At 71.7% G+C, this 18,228-nt stretch carries 14 protein-coding genes; 7 read left to right on the plus strand and 7 right to left on the minus strand.

Features of this window, described 5'->3' with window-relative positions; translation table 11 throughout:
- The 3 genes from D6718_07375 to pyrE form a co-directional block, all read right to left on the minus strand.
- The coding region (locus D6718_07375) for a hypothetical protein (protein ID RMG45368.1) at positions 1–300 on the minus strand (300 nt) is incomplete at its 3' end.
- Between the two features lie 34 nt (positions 301–334).
- The gene (locus tag D6718_07380; protein RMG45369.1) at positions 335–751 is read right to left on the minus strand and encodes a hypothetical protein; all 417 of its coding nucleotides are present in this window, start codon (positions 749–751) and stop codon (positions 335–337) included.
- Positions 752–976: 225 nt separating this feature from the next.
- Positions 977–1,534, minus strand: coding sequence for an orotate phosphoribosyltransferase (pyrE, locus tag D6718_07385; protein RMG45370.1), 558 nt, complete (start codon positions 1,532–1,534; stop codon positions 977–979).
- Positions 1,535–1,711: 177 nt separating this feature from the next.
- Between pyrE and D6718_07390 the strand changes: the two genes are divergently transcribed.
- From D6718_07390 to D6718_07420, 7 genes are all read left to right on the plus strand, one after another.
- A complete protein-coding gene (locus tag D6718_07390) occupies positions 1,712–2,305 on the plus strand; it encodes a carboxypeptidase regulatory-like domain-containing protein (protein RMG45371.1) in 594 nt (197 codons plus the stop codon).
- A 115-nt stretch (positions 2,306–2,420) separates the two neighbouring features.
- Positions 2,421–3,704 carry a hypothetical protein gene (locus D6718_07395; GenBank protein ID RMG45372.1) on the plus strand — a complete coding sequence of 428 codons (1,284 nt, stop codon included), beginning with the start codon at positions 2,421–2,423 and terminating at the stop codon, positions 3,702–3,704.
- 27 nt (positions 3,705–3,731) lie between these two features.
- Positions 3,732–4,646: a hypothetical protein gene (locus tag D6718_07400; GenBank protein RMG45373.1), complete on the plus strand. Its 915-nt coding sequence runs from the start codon at positions 3,732–3,734 to the stop codon at positions 4,644–4,646.
- Positions 4,647–4,776: 130 nt separating this feature from the next.
- Positions 4,777–7,023 (plus strand): polysaccharide biosynthesis tyrosine autokinase, encoded by a 2,247-nt coding sequence (locus tag D6718_07405; protein RMG45374.1) that lies wholly within the window; start codon positions 4,777–4,779, stop codon positions 7,021–7,023.
- A 21-nt stretch (positions 7,024–7,044) separates the two neighbouring features.
- On the plus strand, positions 7,045–9,609 hold the full coding sequence (locus D6718_07410; GenBank protein RMG45375.1) for a hypothetical protein: 2,565 nt from the start codon (positions 7,045–7,047) through the stop codon (positions 9,607–9,609).
- A gap of 79 nt (positions 9,610–9,688) precedes the next feature.
- Positions 9,689–10,276 (plus strand): carboxypeptidase regulatory-like domain-containing protein, encoded by a 588-nt coding sequence (locus tag D6718_07415; GenBank protein ID RMG45376.1) that lies wholly within the window; start codon positions 9,689–9,691, stop codon positions 10,274–10,276.
- 191 nt (positions 10,277–10,467) lie between these two features.
- Positions 10,468–11,112, plus strand: a complete 645-nt coding sequence (locus D6718_07420) for a carboxypeptidase regulatory-like domain-containing protein (GenBank protein ID RMG45377.1) — start codon at positions 10,468–10,470, stop codon at positions 11,110–11,112.
- 24 nt (positions 11,113–11,136) lie between these two features.
- On the opposite strand, the gene lon is transcribed toward D6718_07420, so the two are convergent.
- The 4 genes from lon to D6718_07440 all read right to left on the minus strand — a co-directional run bounded on the left by lon (position 11,137) and on the right by D6718_07440 (position 18,205).
- Positions 11,137–13,581 carry an endopeptidase La gene (lon, locus tag D6718_07425; GenBank protein ID RMG45378.1) on the minus strand — a complete coding sequence of 815 codons (2,445 nt, stop codon included), beginning with the start codon at positions 13,579–13,581 and terminating at the stop codon, positions 11,137–11,139.
- 96 nt (positions 13,582–13,677) lie between these two features.
- Complete coding sequence (locus D6718_07430) at positions 13,678–14,109, minus strand: Hsp20/alpha crystallin family protein (protein ID RMG45379.1); 432 nt, start codon at positions 14,107–14,109, stop codon at positions 13,678–13,680.
- Positions 14,110–14,176: 67 nt separating this feature from the next.
- Positions 14,177–16,285, minus strand: coding sequence for an elongation factor G (gene fusA, locus D6718_07435; protein ID RMG45380.1), 2,109 nt, complete (start codon positions 16,283–16,285; stop codon positions 14,177–14,179).
- A 126-nt stretch (positions 16,286–16,411) separates the two neighbouring features.
- A complete protein-coding gene (locus D6718_07440; GenBank protein RMG45381.1) occupies positions 16,412–18,205 on the minus strand; it encodes a hypothetical protein in 1,794 nt (597 codons plus the stop codon).
- Positions 18,206–18,228 lie beyond the last annotated feature (23 nt).

Consider the following 18,228-nt stretch of genomic DNA (forward strand, 5'->3'; position numbering starts at 1 on the left):
GGCGACCACCTCGGCGACGAAGGGACCGGCGTAGGACGCAGACAGCCCGGCCTCCTGGAGCCGGGCGCGGAGGGCCGGGACGCCGCGGACGGTGTCGGTAGCCTGGGCACCGAACAAGAACCCCCAGCTCTGGGGAACCCAGGAGACGAGACTCACCTGGACCGCGCGCGGAAGCCTGTCATGGATCGCTCCGATGAGGGCGGTCAGCGCCTCGTTGACCAGCTCGTCCCGCAGATTGAAGCGCTCGGCCAGGTGCCGCGTCAGTTCCATCGACCGCTTCGACCGATTTCCGTGAGCCATCTCTCGCCTCCTCGTTCCGCGCTCGCGCCCGGCGTCACATGCGGTGCGCCCGGCTCGCTTTCTTGCGGCCACCCGGGGCGCTCGGGGGCATCGGGAAGTCGTATTCCCGGGCCAGCCGCCGGGCCCACTCCCCGGCCCGGGACCATGCCTCGTTGCCGAACCGCCTCCTGACGTGGTCGTCGACGACGGCCAGGACCGTGAACACCTCCTCGGCGGTCAGCCCTGCCGAAAGGGCCGCGGTCCAGATCCGCCGCACCGGCTCCTCCTCGGGAGCCAGCGCCTGCCACGCGGTCAGCGGGAACGGAGCGAGCTGCCGGGCCAGTTCGCCCGGGAGCTCCCCCACCAGGACGCCGAACAGACCTCCGAGCGCGTCGGCCACGACCGGGACCGGGCGGCCCACCAGCCGGGTCACCTCGTCGAGCAGGTTCTCGTCCAGCCGATCCTGGTACATGACTCGCTCCTCCGCCGGGCCGGATCCGGCCGGCCGGGCGCCCGGGGAGGGAGCAAGAAGCGTGCAAGGACACAACGAACTGACATGAAAGGCGTTGGGCTTCCGGCGGATGCCCGCCGCGCGTCACCCTGGCCTGGAACCGGACATCCGAGGTCCGCGGGGCGGACACGCTTCGCCCTGCCCGGGCGCGGGGGCGATCCGCGCACCGGCGGCCGCGCGGGTGTTTCAGCCCGCCAGCAGCTCGGAGGCGGTGAACAGCGCCTCGAGCGGGATCCCGGCTGCCTCGATCGCCTCCCGGCCACCCTCCTCCCGGTCGACGATCGCCACGGCCCCGAGGATCTCGAGGCCCGCCTCGCGGCAGGCGCCGGCCGCCTCGAGCGCGCTCCCGCCGGTGGTGACGACATCCTCGACGAGAACGACCCGGCTGCCCGGGGGCGGGCACCCCTCGATCCGGCGCCCCGTCCCGTGGTCCTTCGGCTTCTTGCGGACGATGAAGGCCGCGACCGGCCTCCCGGAGATCTGCGACACGACCGCCGTGGCGACCGCCACCGGGTCGGCGCCGAGGGTCAGGCCCCCGACGGCGGCCGGGCGCCACCCCCGGCGATCCAGGGCGGCCAGGACGAGTTCCCCCACCAGCGTCGCCCCCTCCGCCGAGAGCGTCGTGCGGCGGCAGTCCAGGTAGTAGTCCGACTCCCGGCCCGAGGCCAAGCGGAACCGCCCCCGCCGGAGGGAGAGCTCGCGCAGGAGCTGCGCCAAACGTTCCCTCTTCGCATTCGCCTGCATCCGTTCGCCTCGTTGCACGCCAGGTGGGGAATGGTGGAAACTTACCGGCCCGCCGAGCCCGCGCGCCGACCGGGCCGGCGTGCCCAGGTCCCCGGCCGGACCCATTGTAGCCAGAGGCCCCCTGAACCAGATCCCGGCCCCGCCGGTGAGAAGGGATCCCCCGGAGGATTGGACGTGATGATCGGACCGACGCGCGGAACGGCCGCCGTGCTGACGGCGGCAGCTCTCCTCCTCCAGCCCGTGGCCCTGCTGGCCGCCCCCGCACCCGAGATGGCACGGATCCACGGCAACGTCCTCGCTCCCGACCTGAAGAGCCCGGCCGCGGGCATCGAGGTGCGGGCCATTCCGGCGGCGGCTCCCGGGAAAGCCCTCTCCGCCCGGACCGACGAGGCCGGCCGCTTCCTCTTCCCCCGCTTGTCGCCCGGGGCCTACGTGCTCCTGCTCGCCTCCCGGTCCGGCGAGCCGCTCGCCGCGGCTCGGGTCGTGGCGTCCCCCGGGGAGGACCGCACGGTCCACCTCGGCCTGCCCCGGCTCGCCCCGGGCGAGTCGGCCGTCGCGCCGGCCGAGGCCGCCGAAGGAGGCGAGGGCGGGGACGCCGGCGAAGCGCCGAAGAAGGACCGGGGGTTCCGCCACTTCATCAAGACGCCGGTCGGGGCGACGATCCTGTTCGTCGTCGGGGCGGTGGTGTTCGCCGGGGTCGGCGACGCCCTGACCGACGAGGCCCAGGAGCTGGTGGAGCAGGAGCCGCCGGTCACCCCCTCCTCCCCCTGAGGCGGCGAACGGCGCGGAAGCGGCGCCTGCCGGGGAGGGCTAGACTGTCCGGTCGTCACGGGCAGGGTGCGTCCTCGCGCGCCGCGCACGCCCGGACGAGGAGGAGCAGCGCGCCGTGGCAACCGACGCCCGGTCTCCGCGGCCGGAGTCCCTCCGGGCCGTCCGCCCGCCCGCCCGCGCCGCGCTGGTCCTGCTCGCGGTGCTCGCGGGAACGCCGGGGATCGCCCAGACGCCGACGCGGGACGAGCCCTTTCCCCTCCTGCTGGACGCCCGCAGGTGGGGCCCGTTCCTGGTGCGGCCGGCGTTTTCGATCGACAACATCGGCTACGACTCGAACGTCTACCTCGTTCCGCCCGGCGAGCCCGCCCGCTCCGACTACGTGATCAGGCTCGGGCCCGAGATCGACGCCCAGATCCGCTTCGGCCGCCGCGTCGCGCTGACCCTCCGCGACAAGCTCGCGGGGGAGGTCTTCGTGAAGACCTCCTCGCTGAACCATGCCGACAACGACTTCTCGGGCCAGCTCGACACGATCCTGGGGCCCGTGCTGCTGACCGGCGCGGCACGGTGGTCCACACTGCGCCTCCGCCCGAACTCCGCCGAGGACGCCCGCTCGCGGCGGGACGACCGGCGCATCCGCGGGGCCGCGCGGCTCTTCCTCGGCCCGCGGACCGACTTCGTCCTCGCGGCGGAACGCCAGCGGATCCGCTACAGCGATCCCGATCCCGGCGGCGAGCTGATCGCCGAGCGCCTCGACGAGGACGCCGCCACGCTGGAGCTGGAGGCGGGGTGGAGGCTGTCGTCGGGCACCCGGTTCTTCGGATCGTTCAAGCGGCGCGAACACGACTTCACGATCGACCGCGAGGGACGCGATTCCTCGGAGCGGAGGATCGAGCTCGGCGTGGGGCTCGAACCGAGCCGGCGGATCGAGGGCGAGCTGCGCCTGGGGAGGGTGCGGTTCGAGCCCGCCACGGGCCGCTTCCGGCCATTCCGGGGCGGCGTCGGCGCGCTCAGCTTCACCTACCGGCCGACCGGGCGGGCGCGGATCCGGGGTTCGCTCCGGCGGGACGTCTTCTTCAGCACCTTCTCGGGGAACCTCTTCTTCGACAGCCGCTCGGGAAGCCTCTCGGCGGAGACGTTCCTCGGCCGGCTCTTCGGCGTGCAGGCCGGCGTCTCCCGCCGCGACCTCCAGTTCCCGGAAACGACCCCCGTCCCGTTCGAGAACCCCGCCGACACGAGGCGGCGGGACCGGATCGCGAACGACTACGTCGGGGTTCTCTTCTACCTGGGCCGCGAGACCATCTTCAGCGTGCGGTACGGGCGCCGGGTCCGCGACTCGAACGTGATCGGCTTCGACGATACGCAGTACTACGTGGCGACATCGGGGAGCTTCACCTTCTGAGACGATGATTTCCAAGGGAGTCGAGTCATGACGCGTTTCCCGCTCCGGACGATTCTCGCGGCGGCCGCGGCGGCGTGGTCGCCCGCGGCACCGCTCGCCGGTCCCGCAAACGAGCAGGAGCCCGCCACGGGCGTCCCAGCGGCGACGCTGGCGAGCCCTCCCAGCGCCTACGAAGGGGAGTACGTGATCGGCGCGCACGACCTGCTCGAGATCACCGTCTTCGACATGGACGAGCTCAACAGCGAGAAGCGTGTCACGGAGGAGGGAACGATCACCCTTCCTCTCCTCGGCGAGATCCACGTGGGCGGCCTGACCCCGCATCAGGCGGAGCAGGCGATCGCCGACGAACTCCGGCGGCGCAAGCTGGTGAAAAACCCGCAGGTCGGGGTCTTCGTCAAGGAGTACGTCAGCCGGAGGGTCTACATCCAGGGCGCCGTCACCAAGCCGGGGCCGTACGCCCTCCTCGGGCAGCGGACGCTCCTCGACATGATCGGGGAGGCCGGCGGGATCGATCTCCGGGCGGGCAAGAAGATCTACGTCATCCGGGGGCTCGATCCCGAGGCGAGCGAGGGCCGGATCGAGATCGACGTCGACGGGCTCATCTACGAGGGCGATCCGCTGCTGAACATCCTCCTGCGCCCGGGCGATGTCGTCATGGTCCCCTACGAGAAGAAGATCCGGATCTATGTGACGGGCGCCGTGCGCAATCCGAACGCCCACGAATTCTCGGCCGACGAGACGGTGACGATCCTGCAGGCGATCACGATGGCCGGCGGGACGACCGACCGGGCGAACGAAAGTAAGGTGAAGGTCCTGCGCAAACTCCCGGATGGCAGCGAGCAGCAGATCAATGTAAATCTGAGACGCATCATGAAGGGCCGGGACCCGGACATCGAACTGCAGCCGAACGACATCGTGATCGTGGAGGAGTCGTTCTTCTGAACCGGCCCGGCCGAGGACCGCGCGTGCGGTCGGCCACCCGGCTTCGAGCGGCGGAAGCGGGCGCCGCTCCCGCGCCCGACCCCGCGGACGGCCCGACCGCCACCGGATCGGCCCCCCGGAGACGCTTCGCATGATCCAGCAAGACCCACAGAACCAGGAATTCAACCTCCGCAGCTACTGGCAGATCCTCGTCCGCCGGCGCTGGCTCATCGGGACCTGCGTCCTCGTGACGACGGTCGCTGCCGCCGTGTCGAGTTTCCTGGCGACGCCCATCTACAAGGCGACGACGACGATCTCGATCGAGCGGCGGGGCGTGCGGCTGCTGAACACCTCGCTGACGGCCACCGAACCGAGCTGGCTGGACTACCAGAACTGGTACAACACCCAGTACCGGATCATCAGCTCGGACGCGGTGCTGCGCTACGCGGTGAAGCAGCTCGACCTCGAGAACCGCCCCACCCTTCTCGGAGAGCAGGCGGACGAGGAACCCTCACCCTTCTCGCTGGGCGGGCTGCGCGCGAAGATCCTCTCCGTGATCGGGCGTGGCGCCCCGGAAACGGGCGAGGTGGATCCGCTCCGGCCGTACATCAAGCAGCTGCGAGCCGGACTATCGGTGGATCCGGTCCGGGACTCTCACCTGGTCGAGATTTCGTTCGTGCATCCCGATCCCCGCATCGCCGCGGAGGTCGCCAACGCGATCGCCTACGGCTACCTCCGGTTCACGCTCGATCGCAAGACGAGGATCGCGAAGCAGTCGAAGGACTGGTTCGTGGAACGCGTAGCGGAGCTGAAGCGGGAGGTCTCCGACCTCGAGCTGGCGCTGCAAGACTACGCCGCGCAGCACCAGATCGTCCTGGGTCAGGGCGAGGACGTCACCCGCCGCAACCTGTCGAACATCCAGGAACGCTACACCCAGGCGAAGATCAAGCTGGCGGAGGCCCGGGCCCGCCTCGACACGGTCCGCTCCACCAGACCGGAAAGCCTGCAGGAGGTGCTGGAGAACCCCGTGGTGCGCGAGCTGCGCTCCCGGGTGAGCGCGCTCGAGAGCGAGTACAGGGAGAAGCTCGTCCAGCTCGGGGAGAAGCATCCGGAGGTGCAGACGGTCAAGGCGAAGCTGGACAGCAGCCGGGAGCACCTGCAGGAACAGATCGCGGCCATCGCCGCCAGCGCGATCGACAGTGCTCAGGCCGCCTTCGAGCAGGCCCGGCGGGAAGAGCAGCAGCTCGCCCAGCTCCTCGCCGATGCGACGCGCGAGGCGAGCGAGGCCGACCGCGCGATGATCGAATACGAGGCGCGCAGCCTGGAGCTCGAGCGCAAGAAGGCCACCCTCAACGAGCTGATCGCCAAGGAAAACGAGATGGAGCAGTCGGCCAACCTCGGCGACACCGCGCACAACGTGCAGATCATCGACGAGGCGGTGCCGCCCGAGATCATCTACCGGCCGAAGAAGAAGCTCAACATCCTGCTCGGATTCCTCCTCGGGCTGTGCCTCGGCATCGGTGGGGCCGTGCTGGCCGAGTACATCGACAACACGATCAAGTCCCCGGACGACGTGCGGGACATCCTCGATCTGCCGCTGCTCGGAATGGTGCCGGCGCCGCGCCCCGTCAAGAAGGCGCACGGCGAGGAGCCGGTGCGCTGCGATCCGGCGGTGATCACGGCCGAGATGCCGCTCAGCCCGGCGGCGGAGGCCTACCGCGAGCTGCGGACGGCGGTCCTTCTCGCCACGCCGGGTCATCCGCCGCGCGATCTCACCGTCACCTCGTGCCAGCCCGGCGAGGGGAAGACCACCACCGCCGTGAACCTGGCGATCGCGCTGGCGCAGCTCGGGCGGCAGGTGCTCCTCGTGGACTCGGACCTCCGCCGGCCGCGCTGCCATGACGTGCTCGGGGTGGAAAAGGACCGGGGCGTCAGCACCTTCCTGACGGGCCTGAACGACCTGGATCCGCTGATCCAGCAGACCCGGATCGACCGGCTGTCGCTGATCGCCGCCGGCCCCGTCCCGCCCAACCCGGCCGATCTGCTCGATTCCCCCCGGTTCGCCGAGCTGGTGGAGACGCTGCGCGAACGCGGCGAGTTCGACCACGTCATCTTCGACTCTCCCCCGCTTCTCTCCGTCGTGGATCCGGTGCTGATCGGCCGGCAGACCGAGGGCGTCGTGCTGGTCATCCGCTCGGGCTATACGTCGCGCGAAGCGGGACGTCTCGGCAAGGACAAGCTGGAGAAGGGGCGGGCGACGATCCTGGGCGCGGTGTTGAACGCCGTCGAGACCGAACACGTCCCGTACCAGTACCGCTACTACCGGTACGCGGCGGACGACGAGTCTCGCCCGCGCCGCCGTGGTCGGGCTGCACGGGCTGGCGGGCAGCGGACCTGATCCCGGCGTGGTCGGCGCGCCATGACCGGCCGGCGCCCGGAGGCGTTCCTCGCCTGGTCGCTCCTGGGCTGGGTTCTCGCGGGGGAGCTACTCTTCGGAGCCACTACCCTGCCGCTGGGGACGGCTCCCGACGCGACGCGCCTCGGCATCCGCTGCCTGTTCGGCGGCGGCGTCCTCGCCCTCGCGGGCGGCGCGCTCCTCGCGTCGCCGCGCCACGCGCGGCTCCCGAGGCGATGGTGCTTCGCGCTGGCCGCTCTGCCGCTCCTCGTCCTGCTCCAGCTCTGCCCGCTGCCGGTCGGGCTCCTGCGCCGGATCGACCCGGGCGCCGTCGCGCTCCTTGCCGATGTCTGGCCCGGTCCGGTCCACGGCTGCGGCGGGAAGGAGCTCATCGCCGCCTCCACTTCCGGGTGGCTTCCCGTGAGCATCGACCCCGTGGGAACCTGGCGGGCCCTGTTCCGCATCGCCTCGGCGCTCGTGGCGTTCGCCGCCGGGTACACCTTCTTCGGGCGGGCCGGGCGGCGGGTCCGCGCGCTCGCCTTCGCGGTGGCCGCGTTCACGGCGCTGGAGGCCGCCTACGGGCTCTATGAGTGGCGGTCGCCCACCCCGCACGTGCTCTGGCGCCTCAAGACCGCCTACCTCGATTCCGCCAGCGGAACGCTGATCAACCGGAACCACTTCGCGATGCTGCTCTACCTGGGGGCGTCGTGCACCCTGGTGGTGCTCGCCGCCAGGCTGCGGGAGGCTGACCCCCGGGGCGACCGCGGGCGCGAGATGATGGTCCGCGCCCTGCTCGCGCTCACGGTCGGCCTCCAGCTCGCCGGCATCGTCGCCACGCAATCGCGAGCGGGGACGGCGGTTTCCCTGGTCGTCCTCGCGCCGGCGGTGCCCTTCCTCGTCCGCCGCGGCACCGGGGAAGTTCGCGGGGTCGCGGCGCTGGTGCTGGCGGTGCTCGCCGTGCCGGTGGTGGTCTACGTCGGCCCCGACCTCGCGGGCCGGCTGCAGGAACTGCCGTCGGAGTGGTCCGGCGAGGCGAGCCGCGGCGCGGTTCTCCGGCTGAGCCTTCCGATCGTCGCCCGCTTCCTCGCCACCGGCACCGGCGCGGGGAGCTTCGAGTGGATCTTCCCCTTGTACCGGAGCGAGCGGATCTACGGCCGCTACGATTACGCGCACAACGATTACCTCCAGCAGTTGGTCGAAACGGGTCTGCCGGGGCTGGCGGCCGCCCTCCTGCCGGCGGCCCTGTTCGCCGCGGCCGCCTGGAAGCGGTGGCGCCGGCCCGACCCGCTGCCGGAAGGCTGGCCGATCTGGGGAGCCTTGGCGGCGGTCGCCGCGCACGAGATCGTCGACTTCGGGCTGCAGATCCCCGCCCACGCCGCGCTGGTGGGACTGCTCGCGGGGGCGAGCCTCCCCCGTGCCTCCGCCGCACCCTCGCGCCGCGGCTCGATCCTCCTGGGGGCGGCGGCCCTCGCCCTGGCCCCGATGGGCCTGCTCTTCTCCGTCGCCGGTTGGCCCGGCGCCGCCGAGCGCATCCCGTGGCCGACGATCCCGGAGAGGGCCTACGAGCGGTCGGTGGCGGAGTTCGCCCGCTGGTCGTCCGGGGAGGAGGAGCCGGGCGGGAGCGCTGCTCTGTGCCGGGCGATCGAAGCGGCGGCCTCCGCCCAGCGGGCCAGGCCGATGTCGGCCCGGTTCGCCTCGCAGGAGTCGCTGCTTCTCCTGACGGCCGCCCGGTCCGGCCTGTTCGGCGACGAGGAGCTGCCGCGCTCGCTCGAGGAAGCCCGCCGGGCGACCGATCTGGCGCGGCGGCTCGATCCGTGGAACGCCTGGATCCGGGAGAAGACGATGGTGGCGGCGCTCGAGCTGGGCGATCTCGAGGGAGCGGGAGAAGACGCCCGGGTGGCCGCCTCCCGCTCGGCCGCCCTCGCGCGGCGGATCGTCCGGACTCTCCGCCAGACGGGGCTCCCCGTGCTGGTGATCGGGGAGATGCTCCGGCCCGTGCCCCGGGCCATGACGGAGCTGATCGACCGCCTCTTCTCCGAGGGCGCCAAGGAAGACCTCGCGGCGCTGGTCCCCTCCGACGTCACCCCCTCGCCCGACCGCTGCGCCATCGCACACGCGGTGCGGCGCGTCCTCCGCGGCGTGCACCGTCTCGACCCGCGTCCCTTTCTGGAGGGCTGCCTGGAATCGGCGAGGGACGACCCGGTCGAGCGCGACCGGCTGCGGGTCTACCTGGCTCAGGAGCACCTCCGGCTCGGTGACGTGGAGGCGGCGGAGCGGGCGCTCGCCGGCGCCGATCCGGCGCTCGGCTTCGTCCGGAACGCCCGGCTGGAGATCGCGGACGCGCGAGGCGACTGGGCGGCGGTCGTGCGCCTTGCGCTGGCCCTGCTGGACGAGGGGCGCGGCCGCCACGATCCGACGCGGGAGGCGTGGCTCCGGGCCAAGCTCGGGAAGGCCTACGCGCAGCAGGGGCGGATCGGCGCCGCGCTCCGGCAGTACGAACGGGTCCGGAGACTCAATCCCGCCTTCCCCCGTGTCGACCGAATCGTGACCGACCTGCGGCACGGAACCAACCCGTTCGAAGCGCCCTGAGTCCCGGCGAGGCGCCGTTCCCGCGATCCGCGCGCGTGGTGTACGATCCGGCGCCTGCCCGGCCCAGCGGAGGTTCCCGATGCGTCGCCGCGCCCCCCGATCGCTCGCGGTCCTTCTCGCCGCGATTCTCGCCATCCCGGCCCAGGCTGGCTCCGCGGCCGGGTCCGCCGGGACGGGGCGCGTGCGGGGCGAGGTGAGGGACGCTTCCGGAGAACCGCTCGGCGGGGTGCGGGTCGTCCTCGCCCCCCTCGACGCCCAGGGGAAGGAGTACGCGGCGCAGACCGACGCCCGCGGCCGGTACTCCGTGTCGGGGCTTCCCTACGGCTATTACCGGTGCGTCCTCCTGGTCGGGGACCGGCCCTACCCGGGAAACCGGGTTCTTCTCGTCCCTCCCGGAAAGAAGGTCCAGGCGGACTGGACGATCGGTCCGGCAACGGCGCGAGACCAGCTCCTGGGGCTCGAGCCGGGCCGCCCGGTCGCTCTCGCCGGGGGGAGTCCGGCGGCAGGGGTCGCGCACCTCGTGGAACCGTTGGGCCCGACCGGTCTCCGGTGGCTCACGAGGGGCCGGGGAGCGCTGGTCCTGCTCGGGGGAGCGACCGCCCTCGTCGCCGGGATCATCCTGCTGTCGGGCGGCGACGAGACGGTGGTCAGCCCCTCCTCCCCGTAACGCGCCGCGGCTGTCCGATTCCGCCCGATCCCGCTTGACCCGGCCCGCCCAGGGCGATAGCCTCGGGCGGCGATCCGGGTGCCGCGGCCCGCGGGCCCCAGGGGAGGGAGGTGAGGCTCCCCCGTGGAAAGCCCTCGACCGCGGACCTAGATTCTGGACCGGTCCCCTGCTGAGCAGGGACGGCTCGGGAGATGCGGCAGATGGGTCGATCGGTGCAGCGGTTCGTCAGCGCTGTTCTGGTGGGGCTCTTGGCGACCGGCGGGCAGATTCCCGTGGCCCTGGGTCAGACCGCCGCGGGGACGGCGGGCATCCGGGGGCGGCTGTTCTGGGAAGAAGGCGGCGAACCGATCGCCGGGGCGACCGTCCACTGCATCCATCTCGACACCAAGCAGGTGATGACCTCGGAGCCTTCCGCGACCGACGGTTCGTACGCTCTGACGAACCTCCCGTTCGGGTACTACGACTGCGCCGTTTCGACGCCCAGGGGCCTGTGCCTCGCCAACCGGGTCGTCAACGTGCCCGCCGGGGAGACGGTGGAGATCTCGATGGTGATCGGGGCGCCGAATCCGGAGGACACCGAGTGGTGGTCGGCCGACTCGACCCGCAAGCTCCCCGGTCTCAACCAGGTCCCGGACAGTGTCTGCCGGATCTTCGAGGGCTCGCCGAAGAAGCTCCCGCGCCCTGCCGCCAAGGAAACGCCCGCGGCGGCGGCGGCGGGCGGAGCGCACGCCGCCTGGCTGGTCCCGGCGCTGGCGGCGGGCGGTCTGGTGGCACTCCTCGCGCTGCTGAACGACGACCACGAAGACGCGCGGGACACCAACGCGACGCCTTTCTGAGCGGAAGTCGGTTCGCCGGCGGGATCAGCGCGGTGGCGGTGCGTCGTCGCTGACGACCCGCACCTCGCCCGACACATCGACCCGGCCCGGCTCTTCGGGTCCGGCCGGCGGCCGCTCGAACAGGTCGTCCCCGAGAGCGACCCGGATCACGTCGTCCAGCTCCTGGGCGAAGTCGAACTGCATCGTCGCCCGCAGCTCGGGCTGGATGTCCTCGAGGTCCTTCTCGTTGTTCGCCGGCAGGATGACGCGCGTCACGCCGGCGCGGCGGGCCGCCAGGACCTTCTCCTTGATCCCGCCCACAGGGAGCACCTTCCCGCGGAGGGTGAGCTCCCCCGTCATCCCGACCATCGGCCGCACCGGACGGCCGATCAGCAGCGACAGGAGGCTCACCGCGATCGTCACGCCGGCCGAGGGCCCGTCCTTCGGGATGGCGCCCGCGGGGACGTGCACGTGGATGTCGTTCTTCTCGAACTTCTCGGGCGGGATCCCGAACGCGGCGGCGTTGGAGCGGATCCAGGACAGCGCAGCCTGGGCCGACTCCTTCATCACCTCGCCGAGCCGCCCCGTGATGAGGAGTTTGCCGCGGCCCGGCATCAGGCTCGATTCGATGAACAGAATGTCGCCCCCAGACTGGGTCCACGCGAGACCGATGGCGACGCCGGGGCGGTTGGCGCGCTCCGCCAACTCCCGGTGGAATTTCTGCGGACCGAGGTAGTCGGGCACGTCCGCCGCCCGAATCACGATCGGGCCGGACCGGTGCTCCTCCTCCTGCTCGACGAGCCGCCGGGCCACCTTGCGGCACAGGCTGGCGATCTCGCGCTCGAGATTCCGCAACCCCGCCTCCCGGGTGTACTCGGCGATGATCCGCTGGATCGCACCGTCCTCGATCTCGATGTCGACTCCCTCGAGACCGTTTTCCTCCAGCTGCCGCGGGATCAGATGCCGGCGCGCGATTTCCAGCTTCTCCTCTTCGGTGTACCCGGGAAGGGACAGAACCTCCATCCGGTCACGCAACGCGTGCGGGATGGTGTCGAGCACGTTCGCCGTGCAGATGAAGAAGACCTGACTCAGATCGAACGGGACCTCGAGGTAGTGGTCGGAGAAGGAGAAATTCTGCTCCGGGTCGAGCACCTCCAGCAGGGCGCTCGAGGGATCGCCGCGGAAATCGGCGCCGAGCTTGTCCACCTCGTCGAGGACGAACACGGGGTTCTTCGACCCCGCCCGTTTCAGTCCCTGAATGATCCGTCCCGGGAGGGCTCCGACGTACGTCCGGCGATGGCCTCTGATCTCCGCCTCGTCCCGGACGCCTCCCAGCGAGATCCGGACGAACTTGCGGCCCATCGCACGCGCGATGGAGCGGCCGAGCGAGGTCTTCCCGGTCCCCGGCGGGCCCACGAAGCACAGGATCGGTCCCTTGAGATCCGGCTTGCGCTTCCGGACGGCCAGGTACTCGAGGATCCTGTCCTTCACCTTCTCCAGGTCGTAGTGATCCTGGTCCAGGATCTCGCGGGCGGCTTTCAGCTCGATCTTGTCCTCGGTGGTGGTGCTCCACGGCAGGCTCGTCATCCAATCGAGGTAGGTCCGCGCCACCGTGTACTCCGCCGACGCCGGCGGCATCGCGCTCAGCCGGTCGAGCTCCCGCTCCGCGACCTCCCGGGCCTCGTCGGGCATCCCGGCCGCCTCGATCTTCTTCCGGAACTCTTCGATCTCCCGCGTCCGATCGTCGCCGTCCCCGAGCTCCCGCTGGATCGCCTTCATCTGCTCGCGCAGGTAGAAGTGCCGCTGGGTCTTCCCGACCTCGTCCATGACGCGCGACTGGATCTGCGACCCGAGCTCGGTGACCTGGATCTCCCGGTTCACGCGGTAGGTGATCTTCTCCAGCCGCTCCTTGAGGGATGCGATCGGGAGAAGCTCCATCTTGTCCTTCACCGGGATGGGCAGGACCGAGGCCACGAGATCCGCCAGCCGGTCGGGATCGTCCTCCGGAAGGGTCAGCTCGGAAATATCCCCGGACAGGTTCGGGTGAATCTCCACCAGCTTGCGGAACTGGATGGCGAGGTTCCGGGCGAGCGCTTCGACCTCGATTCCCTCGTCGCGAATCGTCTCCAGGCGCTCGAAGCGTCCGGCCAGGTGCGGCTCTTCCTGCTCGAGCTCGATCAGGCGGACGCGCTGCAGACCCTGAATGATGAGGTTGATGTTTCCGCCGCCGACGCGGATCGCTTTGAGCACTCGCGCCAGGGTGCCGTGATCGTACAGATCCTCGATCCGCGGGTCGTCGGTTCCCGGGTCCTTCTGGCTCAGGACGACGATCTGGAGATCCTTCTCCAGCGCGTTCTCGATCAGCGCGAGCGTCTTGCGCCGCCCGACGCTGATCGGCATCACGGCGTGGGGGAACAACACACTGTTTCGGAGCGGCAGAATGCCGAACCGCTCGCCGTCCGCGCCCTTCGAACGCTTCGCCTCGCTCATCGTGACCTCACACCGCGTGCGACGCGCGGGAGCCGCGGCCCTGGTTCGAGTGTGCCACGGCGCCCCCGCTCCTGCCAGACGATCCGGAAGGGCCCGTCACCCGGAAACCTCGATCCGGCGAACCCGCGCCTCCTCGCGCTTCGGGATCGTGATCGTGAGCACCCCAGCTTCGTAGCCGGCGGTGATGCGGGACGGATCGGCGCCGGGCGGCAGCCGGAAGCTGCGCCGGAACCGACCGGCCGGCCGCTCGGAACGCACGATGCCAGCGCCGTTCGCACGGGGACGCTCGCCGGTCAGCAGGAGCATCCCTCCCTCGACGCGCAGATCGATCGCCTCGCGCGGAACTCCGGGCAGGTCGGCCTCGATCACCACCGCGCTGTCGGTCTCACGGACGTCGACGGGGGGGAGGAATTCCGCGGCGCGACGCCCGCGCCCTGGCAGGCCGAGCCCGTCCAGAATCCGGGTCAGGTCCTGCTCGAGGCCCGAGAGAATCTCGAAGGGATGACGGCCCGTCTCGCTCGCACGCATGGTCTTCGCTCCCGCCGGGATCCTGAAGATCCGGGCGCGCAGCTTCTAAGACCGGCGGCAAGCGCCGTCAAGACGCCCCGACGACGGCGTCGACGAGCTCGGGGGGAACAGGCCGGTAGTCGAACGGCTCCAGGGCGAACGTGCCGCGTCCCTGGGTGAGCGAGCGAAGGTCCGTCGAATAACCGAACATCGATCCCAGCGGAACGAATCCGCGGACCACCGCCTGCGTTCCCAGGACTCCGGTTTCGCGGATCTCCGCCCGGCGGGCCCCCAGGTCCTTGACCACCGCTCCCAGGAACTCCTCCGGAGCCCTGACCTCGAAGCGCATGATCGGCTCGAGCAGCACCGCCTCCGCCTTCTGGAAGGCGTGGCGCACGGCGAGCGAAAGGGCCGCTCCGAGGGGCACCGAGGGCTCCGGGGCATCGCCGAGCTCGAGCGCGGTCAAGGTGACCCGCACGTCGATCACGGGAAAGCCGTGCGCGCCTCCCGCCTCGCACGCGGATCGCAGCGTGTCGGCGGCCTCCTCCCGCAGGGCCGGCGGGAGAAGCGCCGCGTGCGATCCGAGGTCGACCTCCACCGGGGGAAGCGAGCGATCGCCCGGGGGCCGGGGCCTCGGCGCCACCTCCACGGCGGCGCGGGCGAACAGGGCGACGTCGCCGACCCGCTTGTCGAACACGCCCTCCCCGGCGGCCGGCCCGCCGATCGTCTCGCGATAGGAGACGCGGGGTCGCCCGAACCGGGCGCGCACGCGGAAGTCGCGTTCCATCCGGTTGCGAATGACATCCAGGTGGAGCTCTCCCATTCCGGAGAAAATCAGCTCGCCCGTTTCCTCGTTCACGTGGCAGCGGAACGTCGGATCTTCCCGCTGGAGCCTGTCCACGACTTCGAGCAGCTTGTCCCGGTCCGCGGCCGTCCGGGCCTCGACGGCCACGGAAACGACCGTCTCCGGGAAGGTGATCTTCTCGTACGCGATGGGGTGATCGGGATCGCACAGGGTGTCGCCGGTGACGACGTCCTTGATCCCCATCGCGGCGACGATGTCGCCCGTCTCCGCGCGGTCCACCGGCTCCGTCCGGTCGGCGAAGATCCTCAGCAGGCGCCGCAGCCGGAGCCTTTTCCCGGTCCGCGGGTTGAAGCAGCGGTCCTCGGTCCCCAGCGAACCCGAATAGACACGCAGCCAGTGGACGTCGGCGTTGGGCGTCGCGACGACCTTGCAGACCAGCGCGGAGAATGGCGCCGACGGATCCGGCGGGCGCGTCGCCGGCTCACCCGTCTTCGGGTCGATCCCGGCCGCGGGGGGCCGGTCGAGCGGGGATGGGAGGTAGTCGCACACCGCATCGAGGACGGGGCGGATACCGAGATCCTTGAGCGCCGCGCCGCAGAGGACCGGGACGAAACGCCCGGCGACCGTGGCCTCGCGAATCGCGCGGCGGAGCTCCTCCCCACTCACGGGCTCGTCGGCGAGGAACTTGTCGGCGAGCCAGTCCACGGCCTCGGCCACGCCGCAGACGAGCCTCTCGCGGGCGGCCTCGGCCGCCTCCCGCATCTCGGGGGGGATGTCCTCTTCCTCCAACTCCCGCCCGCGGGTCGCGGGATCGAAGACCAGGCGGCGCATGGAGAGCAGGTCGATCACCCCGTCGAGCTTGTCCTCGAGGCCGCAGGGGAGATTGATGAAGCAGGCATTCGCCCCCAGGACTTCGCGAATCTGTTCGAGCACCCGCTCGTGGTCGGCACCCACCCGGTCGAGCTTGTTGATGAACGCCAGCCTCGGGACGCGGTAACGGTCGGCCTGGTGCCAGACGGTCTCGCTCTGCGGCTCGACGCCTTCCACCCCGGAGAAGACGACGACAGCCCCGTCGAGGACGCGAACGCTCCGCTCGACCTCGGCGGTGAAATCGACGTGCCCCGGGGTGTCGATCAGGTTGACCTGATGGCCGTTCCAGAGGAAGGTCGTCGCCGCCGCCTGGATGGTGATCCCGCGCTCCCGCTCCTGCTCGAGAAAGTCCATCGCCGCCTCCCCGCGATGGACCTCTCCGATCTTGTGGATCAAGCCGGCGTAGTAGAGGAAGCGCTCCGTGGTCGTCGTCTTGCCCGCGTCGATGTGCGCGATGATGCCGATGTTCCGGACCTTGTCTCGGGGTGCGCGCGACACGGGTCGACCTCGCTCGGCTCGCAGGAATGACCGGCAAGTTAGCAGGGGGGCGAAAGTGCGTCAACGCGAAGCCGGCGCCTCCGGCCCGGCAGCCCGGCGTTCCGAAACCCGGGATCCACAACCGCTCGCCGCGGTTTTCCACATTGTGGGTCAATCGGTGGAAAACAGCAGGTCGCCCTCCCAGGGCCCTTCACCCGGCCCCGGCACAGCCTCGGTTTGAGGGAAGGCCGGAAACGGCTGGTCCGGATCGGCGCCGAAGAGCGGCCCCGGACCGGCGAGCCCTCCCGAGCCGGACCAAGGGCAGGTGACGACCCCGGTCCGCTGCTCGGGAAGCACGCGGAGCCGGCCGCGCACCGCGCCTCGATCGTTGCGCAGCACCACCAGGTCGCCGTCCGACAGCCCGCGGGCCTCGGCGTCGGCGGGCGCCATTCCGATCCACAGGCGCCGCTCGGGCGCGGGCGGCGCGGGAACGAACTCGAGCGGGAAGGCGGTGCTCCGGGCCGGGGGCGCCACCCGGGCCTCGGCCCCCAAGACTGCCCCGCCGCACTCGCGCGATCGGACGCGGGCGTCTCCCCGCGGCGGCGCTTCGCCCTCGGCGCACGGGGGTAGGAGCGGGCCGAGATCCTCGGGAAACCACTCGGCGGGCCATCCGAGGCGCGCGCCGAGTCCGCGCCAGAGGCGTTCCGGCGGCCGGACCTCGGGAGGCGGCGGGACCGCACCCTGGCCTCCCCACGGGCACGGGCCGATCCCGGCTCCGGCGGCCGCGTCGGAAGCCTCGAAGAAGGCCGGAGCGGGGAGGAGAAGATCCGCGCGGCGTGCGGTCGGTCCCTGTATCTCCAGCGCGAACCGGACCACCAGGCGCGCCTTTTCGAGGTACCGCGCCAGGATGGAAGCCCCGGGCCAGAAGGTCAGCGGATCGGGGCCGGAGACCACGACCACGTCGGAGCCGGCGTCGCGCTCCTCCAGGCGGGCGGCGAACCAGGCGGCGTCCCGGGCCACGGCACCTGCAGAGCCGACGGGGAGCGGCATCCCGCTTCCCGGCGGCTCACCCTCGAGCGTCGCGGCCAGCACGGCACCCGTCGTGCGGGCCAGCTCGCCGAGGGACCGGCACAACAGCCCGGCGGCCTCCCCCGCAGCGGCCTCCTCCCCGACCACGATCATGGCCTCCCCGGCGGCGTCGGCGAGGCTCCGGCCCAGCCAGACGATCTCGTCCGGCGACACGCCCGCCACGGCGGCCGCCCTGGCCGGGGGCCAAGGGTCGCCCGTCTCTCTCCCCCCGCGGACCTCGCGCGCCACATGGGCGGCGCCGAGCGCGATGGCGGCGTGGGTACCGGGAAGTGGCTGGATCCTCCGGTCCGCCTCGCCAGCGGCCGGTCCCCCGCGCGCTCCGACGAAAACGCGTCGGGCGCCGTCACGCCGGGCCCGCTCCGGCCATCGGTCGCCGAGCCCCCCGGTGTCGCCGAGCTCGGCACCCCAAAGGACGAGCAGGCGCAGCCGCTCGAACCGGCCCGGGCCGTCCGCCGGACGGGCTTCGGGAGCCAGCGCCTCGGCCAGGAGCCGGCGCGGGCTCGGGGAGCGCACGATCTCGATCGGCTGCGGGAGGAAAGCGGAAACCCGGTCGAGCAGAACACGGGAGAATCGGGCGCGGACCGCCGTATCGAGAACCACCCAGCGAACCTGTCGCTCCCGCGCCTCGGCCGCGAGGCGGTCCAGGACCTCCCGCCAGCCGACCGGCACGAACCGGCGGACCCGCCCCCCTTCCCGCCGTCCCCCCTCCGGTCGCATCGGCACGGTGAGCCGGGCACCGGAAGTCGCGACGCGGACCTCGTGCCGGCAATCGGGGCAGGGCATCGTTCCTGACGCTCCGGCGAGACCGGCGAGCCGGGCCCCGGCCACCAGCGCGATCGGCCGGCAGCCTCCCCGGCAGGCGGCCGAAGGAGCCACGGGGACCGCCCGTACGGCTGGAC

It is taken from the genome of Acidobacteriota bacterium, assembly GCA_003696075.1.
Lineage (GTDB): Bacteria > Acidobacteriota > Polarisedimenticolia > J045 > J045 > J045.